This is a genomic window from Belliella marina, assembly GCF_042682445.1.
Taxonomy (GTDB): domain Bacteria; phylum Bacteroidota; class Bacteroidia; order Cytophagales; family Cyclobacteriaceae; genus Belliella; species Belliella marina.
On the sequence record NZ_JBHUHR010000043.1, the window covers coordinates 41448 to 67055 of the forward strand.

Consider the following 25608-nt stretch of genomic DNA (forward strand, 5'->3'; position numbering starts at 1 on the left):
TTGGAAAATGTAAAATAGCCGCAAAGCTATGTTATTCTGGATAAAAACAATGGATTTGAAGGATTTTTTTTGTAAGTTTGTAGTCCCGTATTATCCCTCAACAAAAAAAACAAGATATGTCTAAACTTCGTATTCTCTACGTAGCCAGCGAAATCAATCCTTTCTTAGAAACTTCAGAAGTTGCCAACTTTGTAAGGGCACTGCCCCAGGCAATGCAAGAAAAAGGTATGGAAATTCGAATTCTTGTTCCTAGATTTGGTCTGATCAACGAAAGAAAGAACAGGTTACATGAGGTAGTGAGACTTTCTGGAATCAACATATCCGTTGGTGAGGAAGAAAAACCATTGATCATTAAAGTTGCATCTATACCCAATGCGAAGCTTCAGGTTTATTTCATAGACAACGAAGACTATTTCCAAAGGAAGAGCGTTTTTCATGACAAGCAGGAAAAATTCTATGAAGACAATGATGAAAGAGCCATTTTCTTCTGTAAAGGTGTGATTGAAACAGTAAAAAAACTAGGTTGGGCTCCCGATGTAGTACATTGTAATGACTGGATGACCAGCTTGATACCAATGTACCTCAAGACCACCTACAAAAATGAACCGTTATTTAAGGATACAAAATCCGTATTTGCTATTTATAATACCGGATTTAGCCATAAATTTGGCGACGATTTGTTTGAGAAAGTGAAAATGGTTGATATTGATGATGCCATATTAGCTCCTTTGAAATCCAAAGACTATGAAGGCTTCCTAAAAATAGGGATGGAATATGCCGATGTAGTCATCAAGAACGAGGATATCTCAGATAAACTAACACAATTAATTGAGGAGTGCTCTAAAGACAAGAAGTGTGAGATTAACAGCGACGAAGAAGAACAACTTTTTGAAAGTTATTACAACATCTATAATGACCTCGCCAGCTAAGCTGGTTGGAGGTCTAATGATCACATTATCCATTGCGAGTTCTTGCAGCGATCCTTCTACCCTAGGGCTAGATTTGGATCCCAACAACAATCAGATAGGGGTTTTCTATACAGAAATACCCCTTTCTGCTTCTATGGTTCTGCAAGATTCAATGAATACAACCAATACCAATTCGATGGTTGTTGGTGGATTGACCGATGATTTCTTTGGCAAATCCGAAGGGATTGGCTTTAGCAGGCTGGCTATCAGCCCAACAGCAACAAGACCCGCCCAGAATGCCGTTTTGGACTCGGTCAAGTTTAATTTCCGGATTGAATCTGTCATCGGGAATGATTTGGGGACTGCCAAGTCTTTGTCGGTGCATTTGTTGACCGAGGGAATTATGGATACCACCTATTATAATTTTGATAGGTTGGATTTCGATCCAAATCCTATTGCCCAGGGAAGTTTTGATTTTTCTGCCCGACAGGATACTGCTGTTTCTGTTGCTATGGAATCAGGTTTTTCGGAGTTTATCTTTGAAGAACTGAAAAAAGGGGATGCTTTCAAAGATGTATTCTCCTTTAGAAACCTTATTCCGGGAGTTGCTTTTCAGGGGAATCCTGAGGAAAATGCATCTACAGGAATCAGGATAGGAAACACGACCGGAATAGTTGTGTATTTCAAAAATGAAGGCGATACTGTTTCAAGGGGATATTCGATTTCCACTGCGCAATCCAGACATTTCAATTATGTACACAGCGATAGAACAGGTACCCCTACTGCCGTCATCACCGAGGCAAATCAGGCTTATGATGTAGGAAACCGCGTTGGTGTGAAATCCAGTGTTGGATTGATGATGAAATTGGATACCAGTCCCATAGATGCATTTTTGGATACCCTGACCAATGTCACCTTCAATGATATTGTATTGGAGATTGGACCTTTGACCGAAGAGGTCACGACAAACAGGCCTCCAGCTGGTATGTTTATGTATTTCACAGATGAAACCAACAAAAAACTTAGAAATAGTTCGGGACAATTTTATACAATACAGGATGAGCGTTCTCTTCAGGTTGTTAGAAATGCAGAAGGGAATCTTGTACCAGCTGTGAGTAGTAATAATCACGGTGTTTTGGGTTTTATCAGTACTTCGAATATGTACAGAACAGGCATTACTTCCTATATGAATGCTGTTTACAGACAAGGGCTTCAGCGGAATGATTTATTGGTATCACCATCATTTCCATCAGATGTAAATTTCGAAGATGCTTTCAAGAAATCATTTAGGGGATTTACTGTAGACCAAAACAATATCAAATTAAAAATATATTATTCTAAAATCAGGGCATTCTAATTCACCCTTTGCCCAAACAAGCATTGTATTAAACCCAAGCCCAAATATTAGGATTCAAGTAAAAATGAATGCTAAAATTTAGGCTTGGGTTTTGCTTTCTGAGTATGAAATGAATTACCTTTAACCTTTAAAATTTTTACTTATGTGTGGAATAGTAGCTTATGTTGGGCAGCAAGAGGCTCTGCCAATTATAATCAAAGGTCTCAAAAGGCTTGAATACCGGGGATATGATAGTGCCGGTGTAGCCCTGATCGACAAAAAAGGACTAAATGTCTATAAAAAGAAAGGGAAAGTCTCTGAGTTGGAGAACCACCTAAGCAGTCAGGCAGACCTAGGTTCCAAGATAGGCATTGGCCATACCAGATGGGCCACACATGGAGAGCCAAATGATGTCAATGCACACCCACATTACTCTTCAAACGAACAGTTTGCAATGATCCACAACGGGATCATCGAAAACTATGATGTACTCAAAACAGATTTAAAAAACAGAGGTTATCAGTTCCATAGTGATACTGATTCGGAAGTTTTCATGAAATTCATTGAGGATATCCATAAACACAATGATTGTAGTCTCGAAGAAGCTGTAAGGCTGGCGCTGCATAAGGTAGTAGGGGCTTATGCCATCGTGATCATGAACTTGGCGGAGCCGGATACTTTGATAGCTGCACGAAAAGGTTCTCCTTTGGTGATAGGCGTTGGTGAAGATGAATATTTCTTGGCATCAGATGCTACCCCAATCATAGAATATACCAACCAAGTGATTTATTTGGATGATTATGAAATTGCCGTAATCCGCAACAATAATCTTCAAATCAAGACCATTGAGAATGTAGAGACCAACCCGTATATCAACAAGTTGGAAATGGAATTGGAAGCCATCGAAAAGGGTGGATATGACCATTTCATGTTGAAGGAAATCAATGAGCAACCGAGATCCATTGCCGATTGTATGCGTGGTAGATTGGATGCCAAAAATGGCAGATTGGTGCTGGGTGGCCTTCGTGACTACATGAACAAGTTCCAAAATGCAGATAGAATCATCATCACTGCCTGTGGGACTTCTTGGCATGCAGGTCTGGTAGCAGAGTATCTTTTTGAGGAGTTTGCAAGGATTCCGGTGGAGGTAGAATATGCTTCTGAATTCAGGTATAGAAATCCAGTCATCAGCGAAAAGGACTTTGTGATCGCTATCTCCCAATCCGGCGAGACTGCGGATACGCTTGCCGCTATTGAGTTGGCAAAATCTAAAGGGGCTACAATTTTTGGTGTATGTAATGTGGTGGGCTCATCCATCGCAAGGGCTACCCATGCAGGCTGTTATACCCATGCAGGGCCTGAGATCGGTGTGGCTTCCACCAAGGCATTTACAGCTCAGATTTCTGTTTTGACCATGATGGCATTGATGCTTGGATACCAAAGAGGTACTTTGACAGAGAGCAAGTATGTGCAGTTGTTGAATGAATTGGAGGGGATTCCGGGCAAAGTAGAAAAGGCTTTGAAAATGAACAGCAATGTTGAAAAAATAGCTGCTGAATATAAAGACTCTAGAAACTTCCTTTATTTGGGAAGAGGATATAATTTCCCTGTTGCACTTGAAGGAGCATTGAAGTTGAAGGAAATTTCCTATATCCATGCAGAAGGTTATCCAGCAGCGGAAATGAAGCATGGGCCGATTGCCTTGATTGATGAAGAGATGCCTGTTGTATTTATTGCAACAAAAGACACTTCATACGAAAAGGTAGTGTCCAATATCCAAGAAGTGAAAGCTAGAAAAGGGAAAATCATCGCTGTGGTCACAGAAGGTGATACTGTGGTGAGGGGCATGGCAGACCATGTCTTGGAGGTTCCTGACACAGCAGAGGCATTTGTTCCATTGCTATCAGTTATCCCATTGCAACAACTATCCTATCACATTGCAGTGATGCGTGGCTGCAACGTGGATCAACCACGAAATCTGGCTAAGTCAGTGACAGTAGAATAAACAATAAAGGCTCCAATTTTGGAGCCTTTATTGTTTATGTTATATGCTTAAGTTTTTTTAGGCAATCTTGAGTTTCAACTCCCCTTTTCTCTTGACAATTTTTAGGTCAAAAAACTGGTTGATAAATGCCTTGCACTGATTTTCTGACCATTCTGCCCTTGAATCTGTATCGAACAATACCGTCATCCGAAGCATGGTTTTGACATATTGTTCATGATGTCCAAGATCTCTGACCCACTCTGTCAACTGATCTGCCCAATCGTCTTGAAATTTGTCAAAGTGCGTTCTTCCATCGAAAAGCAATTCTAGTTGATTCGATCCAAATTTGTATCGATAGATCCCGCAGAGTTGATAGTAGATGATTTTTAACCGATCTTTCGGAAAATCATAAGTATCCAATATCTGATTAAAGGTCTTATCCATGAGCATCAATGGATTGAAAAGAGCTGTGTATGATTTCTTTAGTTCTAAGACCATTAAGTTCAACATACTTTCTTCCATGGCAGTTTGTGCCTGTCGAAGGATGTAGTTTTTGTCTAGGGGAAAGAGTTTTTGAATCATTGCACAATCAAATATTCCGCAAATTACGTGTTTCCTATAGATTATAATAATAATTGATAGGAATAGTGAGGTTTTAATTCTAATAGATTAGTATTATTTCCTTTTATCCCATTTTTGGGGATCTAAGTGGGTGTTGAGTACAGCTCTGATTATCATCAATTTCCGATTGTCATCGATTGTGAAATGAAACATGTAAGGAAATTTTTTTGTAGGGAGACATCGAACTTCATCATATCTTATTTGAAAAAACTTGACTAGTTTAATTCTATCAATTGTATCCTTTATTTCTAAATGAAATTTTCTTCCAAGACCTTGAGCTTGGTTGTTGTACCAATTGATTCCTTCTTGTATGTCAAGTTTGGCTAATGAATCAATTTGCACAACGTAGTCATTCATCAAAAATCAAATTCATCTTTTACTGCTTCCCAATTAAGTAAATTACTTTTGTTTTCTTCAGAAAGACGAATTCGTTCTCTTACAATATCTTTGTGCTCTTTCGGGATTTCGAAATTAGATTCTGATTCCAAACCGAGTTGGCGAAACAATTCCATGTAGAAATCAAATTTATCTTCAGGGATTTTCAGGGTTATTTCTTTCATGAATAAGTGGAAATATCTGTACTAAAATACTGAAAATAAATAAGAGTTCAAAAAACACAACTTGCCTTAGAAACAATATGGATATACATAAAACACAAAAAGCAGAATCTTTTTATCAAAATAATTGACACTGTCTTATTTTCTAGAATAGCCGCACCGTTTTTCAATAAGCCTCAGCGTCTCTCTGCACTTTTGCGGTCTTTGTGTGAGGTCTATTCGCCTACACCAGCACTACCCGTAGACTTTTCGCTCCGTGGGCACCGATCACCAAGGATTGTTCTATATCAGCAGTTTTGGATGGACCGGCGATAAATACCCCAAATCCTGAATGCTTTTGGTCGATTTGATTGTAGGCTACATGCATATTGGGAACGAGGGATTTTTTATCCAAAACGATCACCAAGTGTTCTGCAATAAATGGCAAGACCCTATGGTCAAGCTTGCTGTCATCCAGCCAGATAGCGCCGTTTTCTCCTACCCCAAAATACCCCTCTATAATGGCCAAATCCAAGTTTTTCAGTTCATGTGGATCCTCTGGCAGTTGGCAATTGCCATATTGGGAATAGTTTTCCAAAGCGGTGTAAATATTTGGAAATTCCCCGGATTGCAGGAGGCCTTCAAATTCTTCTTCAGAAATGATTTCCCCTTTATTTGCCTTGATGGATGTCTTGAAGCTAGCGACTATGTCCTCTTGAAACTCAAACTGAGGAATTACAGGAAGTTCAGAATTGCCTATTTTCAGCTTCTTGATCTCACTTAATATTTGCTCTCTGCTATTCATTTCCTTTGTTTTTGTACCAGTCTTTGAAAGATTGTTTTGGCAATTCTGGAAGATCCCTCTCTTTGCCCCAAGTGTTTAGATTGCTGTATGTGATGCTTTCAGGAAGTATTTTGAGGCTTCCACGCATGATTTTACCACTGATTTTGTAGGCAAATGGAGTTGAGAATATACCGTTTGCGATCTTCATGGCAATGCTTTTGGCGTTGAGGGAAGACTGTGCTTTGGTGATCTCCTGTCTCCATTCGTAGAGTTGCTCGTGGATATTGATTTTGACAGGACATACATCCGAACAGGAGCCACAGAGAGTAGAGGCAAAAGGCAAGGAGCTGTGTTTTTTGAGGTCTATTCCAGGGGATAGGATAGATCCAATCGGTCCAGGTACCACACTACCATAAGAATAGCCACCACTTCTTCGATAGATCGGACAAGTGTTCATACAGGCACCGCATCGGATACATTTGAGGGAGTTTCTGAATTTTTCCCTCGCCAACTGCTTCGTCCGGCCATTATCCAGAAGGACTATGTGGATTTCTTTTCCATTGGAGGGGCTTCTGAAATGGGAATTGTAATTGGTGATGCTTTGCCCGGTCGCAGAGCGCGCCAATAGCCGTAAAAATACACCCAAATGTTCCCTTTTTGGGATCAATTTTTCTATTCCCATACAGGCAATATGTGTGTCTGCTAGATGTACACCCATGTCGGCATTGCCTTCATTGGTGCAGACTACAAATTCCCCAGTCTCAGCGACTCCAAAATTTACTCCTGTGATAGCCACTTTGGCAGCAAGGAACTTTTCCCGAAGGTGTTTTCTTGCCGCTTGTGTCAGGTAGTAAGGGTCATTGTTACCTTTTTCGGTTTGGAGTTTTTCGTGAAAAATTTCCGAAATATGTTCTTTTTTGAGGTGGATTGCCGGCAGGACTATGTGGCTTGGTGGCTGGTTGAGAAACTGTACAATCCGCTCACCCAAATCAGTATCGACTACTTCCACGCCATTTTCTTCCAAATATGGATTCAGGTGACATTCTTCTGTCAGGATAGATTTACTTTTGACGATGGCCTTGCAGTCTTTCTCTTTCAAAATTGAAAGGACTATTTGATTGTGTTCCTCCGCATCTTTTGCCCAATGGATTTTAATGCCATTTTTGGTTGCATTCTTTTCAAACTCTACCAGATAAGTATCGAGATTGCTGAGTACATTATCTTTGATGTCTGATGCCAATTCCCTCAACTTCTCCCACTCTGGGATTGATTTGCTGGAGAGGTCTCTCTTGTCGCGGACAAACCACAGGGTCTCGTCATGCCATTTGGCATTGGGCTTGTCTTCCAGGAATTTTGCTGCTTGGACGGGATGGTTCATATAATGGCCTCGTTTAGTACTTCTGCAATGTGTTTGAACTGGATCGCTTGCTTGTTTCGGGAAGCAATGCCCGAAAGGTGCATGATACAGGACATGTCACCTCCGATGATGATTTCAGCTTCTTTGCTGATATGGTCTTGAAGTCTGTCTTTCCCCATTTGGACGGAAAGGGCTTCTTCTGTCACTGCAAATGTTCCCCCAAAACCACAGCATTCGTCTTTTCTACTCAACTCAACCCATTCCAAACCTTCGAAATTGGCCAAGAGCTGTTTGGCTTTGTTGAAAGAAGGAAGGTTTAGTTCACTTGATGAGGCCAACCTCAACCCTCTCTGACCGTGACAACTGGAATGAAAACCAACCCTATGGCGGTATGTTCCTTTGATATCGGTGATTTTTAGGATATCGGTGATAAACTCAGTCAATTCATAGACTTTGTGCTGAATATCTTTTTGGTGGGATTCTTTGCCTTCGATGCTTGGAGCATGGTCTCTGACGTGGTGTACACAGCTTCCTGATGGAGCGACAATGTAGTCGAAAGCTTCGAACGTGTCCAAAAAATGCTGTGTGGTAGCTACGGTATCCCGTTCGTATCCTGAATTTGCCATGGGTTGGCCACAGCAGGTTTGGCCCATGGGGTAGCTTACATCGCAACCTAATTTCTGAAGAAGCTCCAAAGTTGCTATTGCCACATTTGGATAAAACTGATCCACGTAACATGGAATAAAGAGGCCTACTTTTTTGTTGAATGACATATTTTTTGAATCAATACGGATCTTGATTTGGCTTATCTGGCAGCAACAGTCGACAGACAAAAGTCAATTGTCAACCGAAGAAGTGAAGATAGCACATGCAAATTCAAATAGAATCTATAAGATAGTTTCAATTTCGATAAATCGCTACTTTTTAACATCCTGTAGTGTCGGGTAGAGGTAATGAAACTAACACTTGGAATCGATTTAAGAAATAGTTAATTTAAAAAGAAATTATTCGTTTATGAAATATCAAACTGTAAATCAGTTGTTTGCCTACAACTGTATTTTATCTTTATTTTTCTTCTTCTCTTGTTCCAACTCCCAGAGGAGTGAAAATACAATCTACTCATATCAATTGGTTCAAGTTGATTCCTTTAGGGTAGCACGGGAGAATAGGATCCGGATTTTGGATTATAATTCTAAAAGTGAGGAATTCCTGGCATTTGATGCAATTACAAATGAATTTGTGCAGCTTGACAAAAGTGGAGAAGTATTGCATGCTGTAGTGAAATTTGGCGAAGGACCGGATGAATACAATACAAGTATTTTGGCCGCTTCATTTAATCATGAAAATGAGGGGATCTTTGTTCAAAGCTCCAATGAATTTATTTGGTATTCTGGAGATTGGAAAGTAAAAGAACGATTACAGATTCCTGCCTACTATACCATAAAATTATACAGTGGGCCAAAGCTTGGTGTTCCATATTTCCGCCTTGCAAACAGTTCTTCACCTTATTTTCTCACCAACTTTTTTTCAGGCATTCCGGTTCATAATTTTGAAACAAAAGACGGACTAAGTGAGCAAATGATGGTCGAGTTTTACAATCCAGTCAAAGACTCGCTTGAATGGACCTTACGATTTGATAAACAATATTTTTCTTCTACTGAACTCAAAGAAAAGACAATCAATCCCAAACAAATCTATGCACTGAATAGGGAAACTAACCTCATGTATTTGACTTTCCAAGATTCGAAAACCATAGGAGTATATGATATGTCCAAAGGGTTTGAATCGATAGAAACGCTGAATTTTGAACATCAAAATTTCATTCCTTCCAATAAATCCAGAAACGTTACTCTTCTTGAGTTGGGATCAGATAAATTAGCGCTTTTATACTATTCAGGCATGTCGGAAGGAGATATACATTTGAAAAAAGATGCTGATTCTGATTACCTTTTTTATCAGGATCCAGCGCTTTTCAGGCTTCTGATTTTGGAAAAAGATGGTTCGGGATACCAAGAAACCACCTTTCCTTCAGATGGCGAACCACATTCAGAAATAGTACAGCTTCCTGGTAACCGAATATTGATCAGAAAAAAAGACAATCCTGATATTGAGCAGGAGTATTCAGATTATTTGGTTTTTGAGTTAAAGTAGAGGAGAAGTTAGTGAGTTTTTATGGTTGTAACCATAATTAATATGATCTCAAGAACAGGCTATTTTGATATTTTGAAATAGGATTTATCTGGATATCAGTTTTCTATCCAATAACCACGTAAAAGAATGTGTTAGGTGATTTTTTTAAAATATTTATGGAATTCAAAAAATATTAATAACTTTGTAGTAACAGTACTCGCCACGCTTAAGTCTATTTGACTGCGTACCAGGGCGAGTCTTTTGCTTTTATAAAGCTCCTGATTTTATAAAATATTTCCATGCAACATGGGATTTGTCTAATGTTTTTTCATTTTTAACAATGCATCATCATGATTTATGATAAAAAGGCTTTTACCATCGATGAACATATCGAACAGCTTCGCAAAAGAGGATTATCTATAACAGACGAAAATATTGCCAAGCATTATTTAAAAAATGTAAGCTATTATAGACTTGCAGGCTATTGGTGGTCTATGCAAAACGATAAAGAAAACCATTTTTTTAAAGAAAATAGTAGATTTGAAGATGTAATTTCCTTATATAATTTTGATAGGGAACTTAGAATCCTATTATTTGATGTCATAGAAAAAATTGAAATTAGTCTTCGTACGAAACTCATCTATCAACTTTCACATGAATATGATTCATGGTGGTTTCAGAATATAACAATTTTTAAAGATTCAGGTGCCTTGATTGGAACTTTGGCTAGCATCAAAGAAGAAGTTGATCGTTCAAAAGACATCTTTATCAAAGAGCACAAAAAAAAGTATAAGGATGATTTGCGATTTCCTCCAGCTTGGAAAACACTGGAGTTGACAAGTTTTGGATCTTTGTCTAAACTTTACGGAAACCTTAAAAATAATGTCAAGTCAAAAGATATAATTGCGCAAGAATTAGGAGTGGCTAACCACACTTACCTTCCAAGTTGGTTGCAATCTATTACGCAAATAAGGAATTACTGTGCGCATCATAGCAGGTTATGGAATAAAAATTTACCAGGTACACCAAAACTATTATCTAAACCTCCATTTAGATGGGTTGATGATGTACCAAAAGACACTTCAAAATTATATATGCATTTATGTATTATGAGGTATTTGGTAAACGTAATAGCACCAGAAAATTCATTTTCAATTAAACTTCAAGAGTTATTGATCAAATACCCATCGGTTGATCCAAATGCCTTGGGAATTAAGCCAAATTGGGTTTGTGGAATTAAGGTTTTAATAAACAACCTATGATTGTGTTAAAATCATAGTGAAAGCTAGGCACTGAAAAAGTTTAGTCTTTTTTGGAAATAGATCATTATTTCGTTTTCAATATGACTTTTTAATTGAAAAAATACCATCACACATCCACTGCTACCTTATTCACCAAAATCGCAGCTCCTAGTGCAGTACCCAAAGCAAAGTCGGTCGTTTCTACACTGATGTTTGGGAGTTTTTGGCGGAGCATTTCTACAAACATCTCGTTGGCATTGAATCCACCATCAATATACAATCGTTTTACGGAAGTGTCGGCTAGGACTAATTGGAGTGATGCCACTTGCAATTCTGTAAGTTCATCCAAGAAACAATAGTAGGCATCTTCAAAGGTTTCAAACTGGGAAAAATCATTTTTCCCAGCTTGGGAAATTCCATAAGCTTCCGGTTTCAGATATTCGAAACGGAATTTCTTGGTTTTGCATGCCTTCGTTTTTGCGTAATGAATAGGATCAAATTTCAAAGCCTTGTAATATCCTTTTTCAAGTTTGAAATGGTCGTAAAGCTTCTCAATCTGATACTTGTGCTCTTCACCGATAAAAAGTCTGCTGATTTTGATGGGCTGACCATGAATGCCAATGAAATGCAGACAGTCTTTTTCCAACTCTTCCAAGGTCAGGACTTCACTGTTGAAAGGATTGATGCTGATGGCCCAAGTTCCTGTGGATAAGAGGGCAAAGGGTTCAGTATTGTTGATCAGGTAAGGTAATAGTGCAGAGGATGAATCATGTACACCTACACCGACTGACATCGATTGCTTGCGAAATGAAATGGGAAAAGTCTCTGCAGAATCCACAGCCCTTGGCAAAAACTTCAACAAGTCTTCCTGCTCAAGCCATTGGTGATAACTATTGTTTTTGAAATCCCATAGCCCAGTGTGGCAACCTATACTGGTGTAATCCGAGACCATTTTCCCCGTAAACATATAGCTCAGATACTGGGGAAGGTGGAGGGTATTGTGGATTTTTTTGAATAATTCGGGCTTTCGGTACTTGAGCCAAAATAGCTGAAGACCTGAATTGATCATGCCCAATGCAGGAGAGGATGTCTCTTGGCAGAAGTTTTCCTGTGGACCATATTTGCTATAAAATTCCTCCAGGAGATCCTTTGGATATTCTTTGGTGTAATTGTACAACGGTGTGATTGGGTCACCTTCTCTATCCAGATGGACAAGTGATGCCCCGTAAGTTGTAAAATTGAGTTTTCTGATATTAAATTCCTCCAATGTCAGTGCATGTGAAAGGGTATCTTTGATCCAATTGGTCAATTCCTTGATGGATTCACATGGATCTCCATCCTCGTCTTGGATATATTCCAGACGATGATAGACTTTGTAGACTTCCTTGAAATTCACATCAAAAAGAAAGAATTTCTTATTGGTTTTTCCTATATCAAATATGGCAGTAACAGGTATCATTATAATCCGCTTGCTTTACTATCGGTTCCTCTCTCCTTGATCAGTTCATTTCTCACACCAACTTTTCGGTATGCATTTATTGGAGAGATCGCACCTCCCAATTGTCTGCTTGCTTCTGATACCAGTGCCCTCACATCTGTTCTGTAGGCGTCTTGCAAGATTTCTTGCGCTTTTGCGGTATCATGGTTTTGCTGTGCTTCTTCCAAGGCCTTTTGATCGATGATCAATGCTTGCGCATAAGCAAGCTTGATCGCTTCCACAGACTGCAAGAGATCTTCCAATGGATCTTTGACATTGTGACTTGCATCGATCATCCACGAAAGTGATGGATTATTGGTTTCTGCAAAGCCTTGTACCAATTCATGGAAAATCAGGAATAGCTGATATGGTTTGACACTTCCTACTGTCAGGTCATCATCTCCATATTTGGAATCGTTGAAATGGAATCCACCCAACTTTTCCTCTGTCATCAAGGTAGCCACGATCTGCTCAATGTTTGTATTTGGCAAATGGTGCCCTAGATCTACCAAAGTATATGCTTTTGGACCAAGTTTGTTGGCCAACAAAAAGGATGTACCCCAATCTTGGATCACAGTACTGTAGAAATTTGGCTCGTAAGGCTTGTATTCCACCAAGATTTTCCAATCTGAAGGAAGATACTCGTATATAGAACTTAGTGAATCATGTGTGTTTGCCAAAGCCTTTCTGATACTATGCTGACCAGGAAAACTCGATCCATCAGCAAGCCAGACTGTCAAAGCTTTTGAGCCAAGTCTTTCACCTATTTTGATGACTTCTTTGTTATGCTCTACTGCCAATTCCCTTACTGCTTTGTCGGAGTTTGCCAAGGAACCGTATTTATAGGATACTTTTTGTCCAGGTTGGTCTTGAAAAGTATTGGAATTGACAGCGTCAAAGTTGATGTCCAAATCCCTTGCAATCTGTCTGATGGCTTCATAATCCTGGGGGATGTCCCAAGGAATGTGGAGTGAAACCGCATTGCTAGACTTGTTGAGTGCGTGGATGATGCCGATGTCTTGGATCTTTTGGGTCAGGTCAGCTGGCTCACCTGTGCCCGAAAAACGGCCAAATCTAGTCCCACCGGCACCAAGTGCCCATGATGGTATGGCAATTTGCAATGCCTTGATTTTTTCAACGACCAAATTTACATCTACACCTTTGTTGGAAAGCTGGTTGGATAAAAAGTCGAAAGATTCCGAGTGATTCTTTTTCAAATCATCATTGGAATTTTCTATATGGCTTTGTGTGATTTTCATTTTTGGAAATTATTAGATAATACGTGTATTCGCTTTCTTACCAGTAGCCAAAGAAAATAATATATTTTAAATCAATTGATGCACTGATAACTTATCGACTAATAACTATTAACGGTTATCCGCTTGAACCAGTCTTTTAATTTAGCTTCTGATGTTATTGCGGATAATCATATTAGATAAATAAAAACCTTCCAGGTTTAGACTAATGTCCAATTTAGAAAAAACCTGAAAGGATTTGAGGTATAAATAATAGGTTTGTGCAAGTTATCTGACAAATGCTGCCGCTACACCCCCATCTACATTGAGGATATTTCCGGTGCTTTTGGAAAGGATGCCACCTACGAATGCGAAAACACCATTGGCGATATCTTCCGTACTGATGATTTCGTTCAGCAAGGTGCGTTTTGCATAATGCGCAGGCAATTCCTCTACCGAGATGCCATACGCTTTGGCCCTTCCTTCAGCCCATTTACCTTCCCAGATTTTTGACCCTTCGATCACAGCATCAGGATTTACCACATTTACACGGATTTTGTCAGGTCCCAATTCAGCTGCCAACAACCTAGACATATGTACTTGGGCTGCTTTTGCCGTTCCATAACCTACATTGTTTGGTCCTGATACAAGGGCATTTTTAGAGGCAATATTGATGATATCACCACCCAGGCCTTGAGCTCTTAGGATTTTGACACCTTCCTGGCTTACTTTGAATTGGCCTTTGACCAACACATCGTTTAGTAAGTCCCAATCAGCTTCTGAAGTTTCGTTCAATGGTTTGCTTATCGCAAGACCTGCACAGTTCACAACGATATCCACACCACCAAAGGCAAGGTTAGCCGCTTTGAATGCAGACGTAATGGTGTCATTGTCCAAAACATTCAGTTTTGTCTGGATAGCAGTGTCTTTTCCGAAATCCTTCACGGCTTCTTCCAATCTATCTCCATCAAGATCTGTCAAGACCACACAAGCGCCTTCTTTGGCAAGTTTGTCTGCGATAGCTTTTCCGATACCTCCCGCACTTCCTGTGATCAAAGCTACTTTTCTTGACAAAGGCTGCTCTTTAGGCATTCTTTGAAGCTTTGCTTCTTCCAACAACCAATATTCGATATCAAATGCTTCCTGCAATGGCAATGAAACATATTCCGATACAGCTTCGGCACCACGCATTACATTGATTGCGTTGATATAGAATTCTGAAGCTACCCTGGAAGTTTGTTTGTTTTTTGCGTAAGAGAACAAACCAACACCTGGCCATAAGATGATCACTGGATTTGGATCACGCATTGCTGGGCTGTTGGATCTTTTATGTTTTTCGTAATAGTCCTTGTAGCCTTCTCTGTAAGTAGCAAACAGCTTGCTGATGTGCTCTTTGATGGCACCCAAGTCACTGAGGTCTTGGTCAGCAGGAATGTCCAATACCAAAGGGGCAATTTTGGTTCTCAAAAAGTGATCTGGGCAAGAAGTACCCAAAGGAGCCAATTTGTCCAAATCATTGGAATTGATAAATTGTAATACGGTGTCTGAGTCACTGAAAGTACCGACCATCCTATCGTAGCTGGAAGCCAATCCCCTCAAAAGTGGAGCGATGATAGCTGCTTGGTCTTTTCTTTTGCTTGGTTCAAGTGATTCGATTTTTTGACCACCGAATACCGGTCTCTTTTTACCATAGTTGTCTTCTAAATACTGGGAAGCTTTTTCGATTACTTCAAGACTGTTGATATAGCATTCATATGCTGTATCTCCCCAAGTGAAAAGTCCGTGGCCACCCAACATGATGCCTCTGATTCCAGGGTTTTCATCCAAAGCCTTCTTCAACTGAAGACCCAAATCGAATCCCGGTCTTTGCCAAGGAATCCAGGCGATTTGCCCGTCGAAAAGTTCTTGGGTGATTTTTTCTCCCTCTTTGGAAGCAGCAATGGCGATGGCCGCATCCGGATGAAGGTGATCAATGTGTTTGAATGGTAAAAATGCATGGAGTGGCGTATCGATCGAAGGAGCTTTGGAGTCCAGATCATAGATACAATGGTTGAATAGCCCAACCATTTCGTCTTCGAATTCTATTCCTTTGTAGATACCTTCCAAATCTCTCAATTTGTCTACGTATAGACCTGCCAAGCCTGATTTGGTCAATGTGCCTATATCACCGCCTGAGCCTTTTACCCACATCACTTCCACTTCTTTTCCCGAAAGAGGGTCTTTTTCGTAGGTTTTGCAGCTGGTATTTCCACCGCCATAATTTGTGATTCGTAGATCCGCGCCAAGTATGTTAGACCTATATATCAAAAGGGCAACTTCGTCATTGCCCAAAGAGTTTGCTTTTTGCTCATCCCATAGATATGAGACATGATTAAATTTTTTTTCCAAAATAGCCATGGTAAACAAGGTTTAAATTATAAAAGGAAATTTATTTTATTTATTAATATTTACTGTCCTGTTGTGTACTGTTGATTTATACACCTTAATTAATAGTAATTGTAATATTTTGATTACTAGTTTTTTGTGTGTGCAACAAAATCAATTTTTTTGCACTGTCATAACTCCACCCTTCTGTATCACCTGATTTGGAGAAGACTTTTCCATCCACTTGAACCTGTTGAGGCGTCTCACTGGAATGGATTTTTAGAACAATCCCCCTAGTTGGTACTTCGTAATTCCCTTTAGATTCGTGGAGGGTAATCTGGGTTTTGTTGTTTTCCGTTTCGCTGGTAATCAAAGTGGTTGAATAGTTTTTATCCATATATTTTTCGGATATTCCATCATCCTCAAAAAGCTCAAAACTACCATTTTTGCCAGGAAAAACTTCAAAGGTGATTTGTCCATAATCCTTTTTATTGTCAAAAAGCACATCATCCTGTGTTGGGATGATTGCTCCTTCTTTGACGAAAATCGGGAGTGTTTCCAATGGTGTCACTATGTTGTAATAATCGTTTCCTTCGTATGGTTTTCCTGTCCAAAAATCAAACCATTTTCCTTCTGGAAGATATACCACGCGGGTTTTTGCAGATTTTGTAGTTACTGGACAGATGATCATTTGGTCTCCAAAATAATATTGGTCATCGATGGAATATGTATTCAAATCTTCCTGATGATGCAATACCAATGCACGCATGATAGGAACTCCAGTCTGGTGTTGCTGAAAGGCTGTTGAGTAGATATAGGGTATCAGGTTGTAGCGGAGTTTTGCATATTTGGTGAATATCTGCTCTGCCTCTGATCCATAATTCCAAGGTTCCTTATAACCGGGATGATCCATACCGAATACATGGGCTACTGGGCTAAACATTCCAAATTGCACCCATCTAGCGAATAATTCTGGATCGGCGTCATGCTCGAAGCCCCCCATGTTATGCGACCAATACCCAACTCCGGAAAGGCCCATATTGATACCGGCACGGATCACAGGTGCATAATATTGCCACTCACTTGGCCAATCCCCTGCCCATATAAATGGATATCTCTGGATACCTGCATAGCCTTCACGGGTATGGTTCATGCCACGCATCTTGTTATGCTCCTTGAATTTCTCGTAAGGAGCTTTTGCGTATGCTACCGGAAATACATTGTGTAGTTTTTTGGCAGCTGCACTGGTCGGTCCGGTTTTGCTGCTTTCGTTGGCCTGCCTTCCAAATGCACTTCCTTCATCAGTCTTCAAAAACATCGCCCCTATTTCGGCAATCTTCATCACACCATTTTCCCACCACCAGTCGACTGCCTTGTCATCAAAGAAGTTCACAAATTCCCCTTTGTTGTTTTCCTCAGGATATACATGGCCAGCTTCCCTGGCTTGGTCAAGGAGGTTGAGGTTGTTGCCATTGTCAAACCTTGGCCGTACATGTAGGCCAACCATATTCACATCCATTCCATAAAGCTGGTCAAACATACTTTTAGGATTGGTAAATGTCTCTCTCCATTCAAAAGAAGTGGCTCCACTTCCCCCATTTTTACCAAACAACCTCCAGGTAGAATCCAAATGAAGCACATCAAATGGAATCCCTTTTTGTCTGTATCTCTTGGCAAGAGATACCACATATTCTCCAGAGGTCAAGTGTTCGTGTCCCCAAGTTCCGCCGCTGTAAGTTCCCACATGCAATCCATGGGCAAATCTTGGCAGCAAGGGTGATTTTCCTGTGAGATCTGTGTAGTGGTTGATCAGGTGCGTAAATTCAGGTCCATACATAAAGAAATAATCCACATATGTTCCTTCTGCTTCAAAAGTCAATTTGTCTTTATTCGATTTTCCCAAGTCAAATTCACTTGGCTGGGAGGTATGGTAAAAAAGGCCATATCCTTTGGTACTCATCATAAAGGGAACGGGAGCATAATTGGCTTCCAAAATATTATAGGCTCCAATGATGTGCGGCTTGAGCAGGCCTCTGCCTACATTCAAGGACAAAGATTTTCCTTTTTGGTCCATAAAGTCCATGCGTTCACCAAAGCCGAAAAAATGCTCTTCGGCCGAGATATTTTTGGAAATTCCAGCCTTGATTTCATGTTGGTAATACCCTCCCGCTCCATTGGACGCTTCCGAAGAAATCAAATCCCCAGATGCATTGTACACCTTTATTGCAAGGGTGTTCTTGTCTATTTCTAGTTTCAGTGCTTGGGTTTTGATGAGGTAGGATGATTGGCTTTCTTCTTTCTCAACTGGGATAGCTGGCCATTGTTGCTTTTCAAGCATGTAGGAGAATCCCTCTTCCTGTATTTCATTTCCGATCTTGACTCTAAATAAATCAGGCTTGTAGAATGCTATTTGAAGTTCTGCATCGTCCGTCTGAAAAGTCAGCAAATTCTGCGTCTGGGCAAAAGTTATATTTTGGGAAAAATATAACAATACCAGAACAAAAAAGAATGATTTTTTCATATAATGGTTTGTGGGTTAAGTTGAAATTTGATATTCACCAGCAGTTGATTCAGAAGATGAAGAATCCAAAAATACCCAATATGATTTATTACACTATCCTTTACTCTCCTGTTCGGATTTTACTTTGGCAAATTGTCCAGCCAAACCAAGCTCATATTTATCCATTGCGAAGCGGTTCCATGTTTGCTTGGATCGCCCTGACCATAGCCATGCCCTCCCTTTTCGAAGAGATGCAATTCGGTTTTTGTCCCGATTGCAGCCAGTGCTTTTGCGTAGCGGATTGAATTCTCCGCCGGTACAGCCTTATCGTCCCAGCTGTGTACTAGAAATGCTGGGGGAGTATTTGAATTGATTTGTTTTTCATTGGAATAAAAAGTCTCCCAATCTGTGTCCAGCTGTTCTCTCAATAGGTTTTTTCTTGATCCTTCATGGGTCACCCCTTTGTCCATGCTGATCACAGGATAGACCAGAATGCTAAAACTGGGAAGGCTATTGTCTTCTTTTTGTCCATGCACCGACAGGGAAGACGCCAAATGTCCTCCAGCAGAAAACCCCAAGACGCCAACCATATTTGGGTCAATTTTCCAATTTTCGGCATTTTTTCTCAATAGTTTCAATCCTTGTTTGGCATCTGCCAATGGGACTTGCCAAGGCTCAGAGACCAAGCTTGGTTCTGGTAATCTATATTTCAAAACGGCTGCTACATAACCATGGTCACTGTAGAATTTTGCGATATCATATCCTTCATGGTTGATGGCCAAGTTGCCATATCCCCCGCCGGGACAGATCAGAATCGCACGGCCATTGGCCAGGTCAGCATTTGGGAAGTACACAGTGATATCCGGTTTGGCTACTGTCTGTACATTTCCTCTTTCATTGAGCTGATCTTCTTCAATCGCTTTTTTGGTGTAGGGAGCTTCTTGATCCCAGAGGTTTATTTTTTCTGTTTTCTGGGAAAAAGCCATTGTGCAAGCACCAAAGAGAGCCATCAAGAGGAAGATTTTTTTCATATTTCAGTATTTTCAGATTTCTTGTTCAACCAAAAAGGGGCGGTAGTAAACCAGACAACTGTGCCTATCAACATCAGTGTTTTTGAAGTTGCTGGTGGAATGATTCCTGAGAACACCAAAAATGGAGGAGTGATCGTGAAGAGCAAACCTACTATTGACAAGATAACGGTTATATTTTTCATGGTGGTTTCTTAGTTTAGCGCCGTTTCGACGATTGGCTCTTTAGGTTTGGATGAAATGATGATTGGTTTTTGGAATAATTTACTAAAAACCAAATAAGCTATCACTGCCACAAACCAACCTGGCAATCCCAAGAAGAAGATTTCAATTCCTGCAAACAGATTCAAAGCCAGACAGAAACCCAAGGTCAAAATCCAGGTAAATGCCACTGCCGGGTTTAGTTTTTTGCCGGACAATGACGCATAGTTGCTTTTGAGTCCCCAGCGCTCCAAATAATAGACATCAATGAAAATCACTGCACCTAGAGGCATCAGGATCAAGCCATAAAGTGCCACAAATTCCAATAAACGCATGACCAAAGCGGGAAAACATGCTGCAATGGTTGTAAATAGGCCAACGAACAAAGTGACTTTCCAAGTTTTCCATTTTGGGTTGATGGACTGGATTGCCAAACCTGCCCTGTAAAGGGTTGGATTTGCGGTAGTCCATCCAGCGATGACCACGCATACTGCCCCTGCTATACCAGCCGCTTCGTAGGCGATTGGCCCTGGAGCGAAAGTGAGGCTGTTGTTGGATTCCAGAAGGAAAAGGGAGTATAATATCCCGGAAGCAATCCATGCAATATAATGGCCAAGGAAAACCCCTGAGGCTGTTGAAAATCCAGCAGTCCATTTTTTGGCATATCTTAGGATAGACATGTCTGCCATACCGATGTGCATGGCCATATTACAAAACCATGCAAAGAACATGATATGCCAAAAAGTAAATTTGCTTTGGCCTTCCAAAGGAACTCCACTCCAGATGGTCTCCTGGGCCACTGGCCAAAAGTCTGATATGGAATTGATTCCCAATCTTGGAAGTACACCGACTGCCGCGGCTATGAATACCATGATCATCCATGGCGCTGCAATGTTTGCGAATTTGGAGACTTGCTCAAAACCAAACATGGCTACTACTGTAGTAATGGTTCCAATGGCAAATACTGTCAAGACCCAACCAAGGGAGTTTGGCAATACATCCGTCAGCGTAGGCATTTCCAAATTGAAAGGGATCCCGACTGCGGTAGCTGATACAGCAATCATGGCTCCAGCGAGGAAGCAAAACAATCCAGCATTTACCAAATTATACAAGAGGGTAAACCTAGACCCAGCGATTTTTTCCAATTGATAGTAAAGGGTAAGTCTTGTCTTTACTGCGATTCTCCCTGTAAAAAATGCCCAACTCAATACTGCCAGTATATTGCCAATGAGCAATCCTGTTACCAAGTCAAAAGCTGTGGCTCCGTGGGCTACGAATAATGGCCCCAAAACGAATTCGGTTCCCGCGGTATGTTCTCCCGCATAGGTTCCAATGAATTTTTTCCAGCCTTTTAGCTTGTTTTCAGGGATTGGCTGGCGTTCGTATTCGTTGATCGCATTTAGTTTTGCAATTAAGCTTGTGCTATTACTCATGATTGCTTTTGGGTTAAAAGAAGGCTCAAACTATCATGAATAGCTGAAATAACTGTCCTGTACTTTGCTGTTGGAAATCAAATTGAGCCTCTATCTATAAAGTTGAACACGTTTTTGACCACCTCGTGCTTGTGTTTTTTGATCATGTAGGCGGCTGTTTCACCCATTACCTTAAAATTGGTCGACATGACTGTAATTCCAAGAAGTTCCTTCAGTGGGGTATCATTGTATGAAATCACACCAATATCTTCTCCCATTTGGAATTTTTGATCCCGGATTTGCTTGATCAGACTGACCAAATCATTCTCTTCGATGGTGATGTAGGCATCATTGGTTTCCAGTTCCATTTCCGGGTAGATTGTCGGGATGATTTCATAATCGAAGTTATGGTTTGCACAAAACTTTTGGAAACCACATTTGATTTCTGAAGGATATGGATAGTGTACTTTTTCGGGATATACCAATACAAGCTTTTCATATTTTTTCAGTCTGGCAATTCCCTCTTTCAGTGCCTTGTAGATATCTGCTTTGAAATCCTGGTAGATGGAGGCGACATTTTCACCCAATTCAGGAATCAGGTTATCCATGATGACTAATTTTTCCGAAGGGATGCATTGCAATGCTTCGATGATTTCCTCATTTGTATTCAGATGGCGGAGCTTGTCATCCTTGAAGTGTGGCATGACTACATAGTAATCATAAGCCCCCATATGCTCTTCCAGGATTTTGAGCATGATCTTGGCATCACAATGGTAGAGATGCAGATCCACCTTGGCTGTGGAGCCTAAGCTTTCCAAAAAGGAATTGTATATTCTTAATTTGTAATTGCTGAGTTTGTTGAGTAAAAATAAAACTTTCACCTGCGATTGGGATACATTTCGTGCAACATAATAACCTTTTCCTTTGACCGATAGAATTATTTTTTGCTTTTTGAGCTGGTTGTAAGCTTTCTCAACCGTGTCCCTTGAAAGATAAAAGCGTTCACTTACCTCATTGATAGAGGGGATTTTTTCCCCCACGGTGAGGTATCCCCTTTCTATATTTTCAATAAGACACTGGACTAACTGCTGGTATTTCGGGATTCTAGAATCGTTCTCGATTCTAATAATATTGTCAAAAGAGATCATAAGGGTTTATCATTGTAATTGTGCAATCGATTGCAATTTACTGGAAAATTGTATTTTACAAAAGAAATCACACATACGATTCAATTATCTTTCACAAAAAACAGTAAATTTAATTTTACTTATTTTATCGAAACAAAACAAAGTTCTGATTTTTTGAAAACCACGCACTTTTGACAGGATAATAGTCCTCTGGTTTATATTAATACAAGTAATTATTTCTGCGCAACTTACCTGTACTTACCTGTATCAAAAGTTTTGTAAAAATCAGGGGATTTATTTTTTGAACCCCCTGATTTCTACCTTTCCATCAAGTCCTGAGGGCATTACCTTCCAAGAAGATGCATCGAAAGGCTTGTAATCGATGTTTACAAAGTTGATTTCGTGGTAGTTTCTCCATTGGATCTTGTTGCTGTCCAAATAGCGGATATGGTTGGCCATCAGGTTGGCTACTTCTATTTTTATTTCATTTTTTCCCTGCACCAATAGGCCAGATATATCCAACTTGTACGGCAGGCTCCATGCTTGTCCGGCATAGTTTCCATTGATCCAGACTCTGGCACTTTCATGGATTTTGGAAAAATTCAGGGTGTAATCCATTGATTGGTCAGGTTCAAAGTCAAAGCTCCCACTATAAGTACCCCTTCCCGAATAAAAGTCCGCATCCTTGTCTCCTTGATTTGTCCACGTTGCCAACTTATCCATTTGCTGTTCTTGCGGGAGCTTTGGCCCTCCTTTGGGATCAAAGGTGATTTTCCAGTCAGCAATGATCTCGGTGGCCGAAATGGCATTGGTATGGTAACCCCAACCTGAAATTTGATTAGGCTTTTGGTTGGTAGTCCGGATGATAAGTGATTCTCCAGATTCTAAGTGGAGGTCAACACTGAGGTATTTTTCTGCTCTTTCGGATTTTGCAAGGCCCATTTTTCCATTCAATGGGTTCATGATCACTGCATTTTCCGAGTCAGTCAGGAAGTTGACTTTCTGGCTGATTGTGTTGGCACTGTGGTTGACGATAAAGTAGTATTTATCATTTCCGATTTTTCGCTTGATAAATTTCAGTCCTGCGGCACTGATTCCTTCCTGATGTATCCCCTCTTTTTCCAGGCTGGAAGCTATATTTTCGCATAGGATCAATTTTCCTTTTCCCCAGGTCACTTGGGTGCTTTTGTCCAATCCTACCTTATTCCATAGGGATGCAAATCTTGTTCTTTTGTCTTCCAGTTCATGCAGCCCGGGAATATCTTTTGGTTTTTCCTGAAATATCACCGTCGCACCATTCTTCGCCAATGACAAGATGTCTTCCAAAGTCTCCAAAGGCATGAATTCGACTTTCGGTATAATTAGGGCTTTTGCAGAATTTGCATTTTCATGGGTTTTGATTTGTCCTTTTTCTGTACTGGATGCAGCTATCATTTTGTCAGAAATAAAATCTACAGAATACCCCAAATCCATCAGCTGTTTGGATTGTCTATAAAACGCTGTCGGATGGAGCCATCGGTCAATGTGGTGTACTGAGATCAATTCCATCATGCCTTTTGGGTTAGACCAGACATCGTAAACAGGCCAATACACCAATAGTTCATTGTCAGGTATCCCCGCCTGAAGCACCGATTGGGTGCGGGCGATGTATTGGTTGAATTCAGGAAAATGATCCCAAAGACTATTGTGCTGCGTCAGGTTGAGGGAAGCATAGAACAACCAGCCCGGAAATGGGACATCTTGGGGGCTGTAAGTCACACCATGGTAGAATACATGGTTGATTCCAGCCAAGAATGTCTGATCAAGCTCGGGCTTCATTTGGGAAAAAGAGGATTTGAAATGCTCCCCAAGCCAAGTAAAAGTCTCGCAGGAAACCAGGTTTTTTCCGGTAAGATGTGCGGCAGAAGAGGCAAATTTGAGCATGATGGGATCGGGGTCTACATTGCGGATATCTGCACTGTCCCTCCTCAATCCCGGAATCGGGAAATAACTGGAACCGAATGTTTCGCATTCGGGAATGTCCACTGCGCCATAGATATCAAGTAAGTTTCCCGGTGAGCCATGGGCTTGGTTTTTGGTTTTTTTGCCTTTTTCTCTTGCCCAGGCGCTCCAGTTTTCCGTGAAATTTTCCAGCAATAATTCATGCAGTGTTTCCCTGTAATCAGATTTGACCCGGATTGATTTTTCTTCTCCGGAGTTTTCGATCAGCTCCGGAAGCATCAATTTCAAATCATAGCCCCTTCTTTCTTCAAATTCATCCAAAAAGTCAGCTGTAAAATCGGCGCCATAGACTTCAAAACTGTCATTGTAAAATGACCTGATTTCGGGATAATTTTCCGAAAAAGCATTGTCAAATGTTTCTAGGTAATTGTTGACAGCTGTCCTGAAAAAATGGTCTAGGGTAAAACCTTCCCCACCGGGAGCAGCTCTTTTGACTTTTTGTCCCGTTTTTGCAAAATATAATGCCTGTACTTTTTCGAGGCCAGCAGGAAGGTTTTCGAGCACATCAGCAACGAGTAAGTTGGAGATTTCTTTTCTATCCCCATTTTTGAATATTCCAATCACATAGATCAGCATGCCATCAGACTCTCTATCATTTCTTTTCTTTTGGATGATTTCCAATTTTTTTTGTCCATCGGATATTTCATATTCCTGCACGATCATTTTTGATGCAGCATGTTCCATTCTGACCTGAGGACCGCCAAATGGCCAACCTGTACCCAAAGTCATGTCCACGCCCATATCGAGTTCACTTGCTTTGGAAACTGTATGCTTTAACACCTCTATCCATTCTTCTGATAAAAAATCCAAGTACCTATCCTCATAGCCTTTGGCTCCATATATAGGTGCTATCTCCACACCCCCAAGCCCAACCCGATCATATTCTTCCAAAAGGTAATCGATGTTTTCCTTATCTACAGCACTTCCCATCCACCACCATCTTGTCCATGGCTTGCTTTCCTTGGTGATTTCCGGCCATTGGTCTACAAGGGTTTCCTTTTCCCAGATTTCACTTTCCTCGGGGCTGTTGCAAGAAAATTGAAAAAGTAAAACGATACCTGTAAATAACAGCAGTCTGGGTTTTATTGAAAATGACTTCATATTTTTTTGAAAACTTTCGGGTTTGTGTCCAGTTAGGTCTGGATTTTATTTGGTACTTTTTTCTTTTAATTGCAGAAATTCAACCCTGTCTGCAACAGGCAGGCCCTTCAGGGTTGTTGTTTCCATCATCGACTTTGATCCCCGGATAGCAATCCGGGGTTATTCAATGTTTAACCCCGAAGGGGTTAAAAAAACCATAAAGGGTATTCTTTCTATGTTTCCCGCATTTCATACGGGGCTAATCGAGATTTAACCCTGTCTGACG

General features: G+C 40.5%; 19 protein-coding genes. 5 read left to right on the forward strand and 14 right to left on the reverse strand.

What is annotated here, in order from left to right:
- Positions 1–116: 116 nt before the first annotated feature.
- From ACFSKL_RS16645 to glmS, 3 genes are all read left to right on the forward strand, one after another.
- Positions 117–929, forward strand: coding sequence for a glycogen/starch synthase (locus ACFSKL_RS16645; protein ID WP_376887466.1), 813 nt, complete (start codon positions 117–119; stop codon positions 927–929).
- 16 nt (positions 930–945) lie between these two features.
- Positions 946–2265, forward strand: a complete 1320-nt coding sequence (locus ACFSKL_RS16650; RefSeq protein WP_376887468.1) for a DUF4270 family protein — start codon at positions 946–948, stop codon at positions 2263–2265.
- A gap of 142 nt (positions 2266–2407) precedes the next feature.
- Complete coding sequence (glmS, locus tag ACFSKL_RS16655; RefSeq protein WP_376887469.1) at positions 2408–4249, forward strand: glutamine--fructose-6-phosphate transaminase (isomerizing); 1842 nt, start codon at positions 2408–2410, stop codon at positions 4247–4249.
- A 57-nt stretch (positions 4250–4306) separates the two neighbouring features.
- On the opposite strand, the gene ACFSKL_RS16660 is transcribed toward glmS, so the two are convergent.
- The 5 genes from ACFSKL_RS16660 to ACFSKL_RS16680 all read right to left on the reverse strand — a co-directional run bounded on the left by ACFSKL_RS16660 (position 4307) and on the right by ACFSKL_RS16680 (position 8299).
- Complete coding sequence (locus tag ACFSKL_RS16660) at positions 4307–4810, reverse strand: hypothetical protein (protein ID WP_376887471.1); 504 nt, start codon at positions 4808–4810, stop codon at positions 4307–4309.
- A gap of 395 nt (positions 4811–5205) precedes the next feature.
- Complete coding sequence (locus tag ACFSKL_RS16665; RefSeq protein WP_376887472.1) at positions 5206–5409, reverse strand: addiction module protein; 204 nt, start codon at positions 5407–5409, stop codon at positions 5206–5208.
- Between the two features lie 220 nt (positions 5410–5629).
- On the reverse strand, positions 5630–6190 hold the full coding sequence (locus ACFSKL_RS16670; RefSeq protein ID WP_376887473.1) for a LutC/YkgG family protein: 561 nt from the start codon (positions 6188–6190) through the stop codon (positions 5630–5632).
- The gene (locus ACFSKL_RS16675) at positions 6183–7547 is read right to left on the reverse strand and encodes a lactate utilization protein B (protein ID WP_376887474.1); all 1365 of its coding nucleotides are present in this window, start codon (positions 7545–7547) and stop codon (positions 6183–6185) included. The genes ACFSKL_RS16670 and ACFSKL_RS16675 overlap by 8 nt, the downstream gene beginning before the upstream one ends.
- The gene (locus ACFSKL_RS16680; protein WP_376887475.1) at positions 7544–8299 is read right to left on the reverse strand and encodes a (Fe-S)-binding protein; all 756 of its coding nucleotides are present in this window, start codon (positions 8297–8299) and stop codon (positions 7544–7546) included. Before ACFSKL_RS16680 ends, ACFSKL_RS16675 begins: the two co-directional genes overlap by 4 nt.
- 241 nt (positions 8300–8540) lie before the next feature.
- On the opposite strand from ACFSKL_RS16680, the gene ACFSKL_RS16685 reads away from it, so the two are divergent.
- Complete coding sequence (locus tag ACFSKL_RS16685) at positions 8541–9677, forward strand: hypothetical protein (RefSeq protein WP_376887477.1); 1137 nt, start codon at positions 8541–8543, stop codon at positions 9675–9677.
- A gap of 329 nt (positions 9678–10006) precedes the next feature.
- Positions 10007–10918: an Abi family protein gene (locus ACFSKL_RS16690; protein ID WP_376887478.1), complete on the forward strand. Its 912-nt coding sequence runs from the start codon at positions 10007–10009 to the stop codon at positions 10916–10918.
- 106 nt (positions 10919–11024) lie between these two features.
- On the opposite strand, the gene ACFSKL_RS16695 is transcribed toward ACFSKL_RS16690, so the two are convergent.
- The 9 genes from ACFSKL_RS16695 to ACFSKL_RS16735 form a co-directional block, all read right to left on the reverse strand.
- A complete protein-coding gene (locus ACFSKL_RS16695; protein WP_376887479.1) occupies positions 11025–12356 on the reverse strand; it encodes an FGGY-family carbohydrate kinase in 1332 nt (443 codons plus the stop codon).
- On the reverse strand, positions 12356–13633 hold the full coding sequence (locus tag ACFSKL_RS16700; protein ID WP_376887480.1) for a sugar isomerase: 1278 nt from the start codon (positions 13631–13633) through the stop codon (positions 12356–12358). The genes ACFSKL_RS16695 and ACFSKL_RS16700 overlap by 1 nt, the downstream gene beginning before the upstream one ends.
- 264 nt (positions 13634–13897) lie before the next feature.
- Positions 13898–16006 (reverse strand): bifunctional aldolase/short-chain dehydrogenase, encoded by a 2109-nt coding sequence (locus ACFSKL_RS16705; protein WP_376887482.1) that lies wholly within the window; start codon positions 16004–16006, stop codon positions 13898–13900.
- Positions 16007–16091: 85 nt separating this feature from the next.
- Entirely contained in the window at positions 16092–18494 is a 2403-nt protein-coding gene (locus tag ACFSKL_RS16710) for a glycoside hydrolase family 31 protein (protein ID WP_376887483.1), read from the reverse strand.
- A 119-nt stretch (positions 18495–18613) separates the two neighbouring features.
- On the reverse strand, positions 18614–19504 hold the full coding sequence (locus ACFSKL_RS16715) for an alpha/beta hydrolase (protein ID WP_376887485.1): 891 nt from the start codon (positions 19502–19504) through the stop codon (positions 18614–18616).
- Positions 19501–19686 (reverse strand): hypothetical protein, encoded by a 186-nt coding sequence (locus tag ACFSKL_RS16720; RefSeq protein ID WP_376887486.1) that lies wholly within the window; start codon positions 19684–19686, stop codon positions 19501–19503. The genes ACFSKL_RS16715 and ACFSKL_RS16720 overlap by 4 nt, the downstream gene beginning before the upstream one ends.
- 9 nt (positions 19687–19695) lie before the next feature.
- Positions 19696–21135, reverse strand: a complete 1440-nt coding sequence (locus ACFSKL_RS16725; RefSeq protein WP_376887487.1) for a purine-cytosine permease family protein — start codon at positions 21133–21135, stop codon at positions 19696–19698.
- Between the two features lie 77 nt (positions 21136–21212).
- Positions 21213–22262, reverse strand: coding sequence for a GntR family transcriptional regulator (locus ACFSKL_RS16730; protein ID WP_376887489.1), 1050 nt, complete (start codon positions 22260–22262; stop codon positions 21213–21215).
- Between the two features lie 273 nt (positions 22263–22535).
- Positions 22536–25343: a glycosyl hydrolase gene (locus ACFSKL_RS16735; protein WP_376887491.1), complete on the reverse strand. Its 2808-nt coding sequence runs from the start codon at positions 25341–25343 to the stop codon at positions 22536–22538.
- Positions 25344–25608 lie beyond the last annotated feature (265 nt).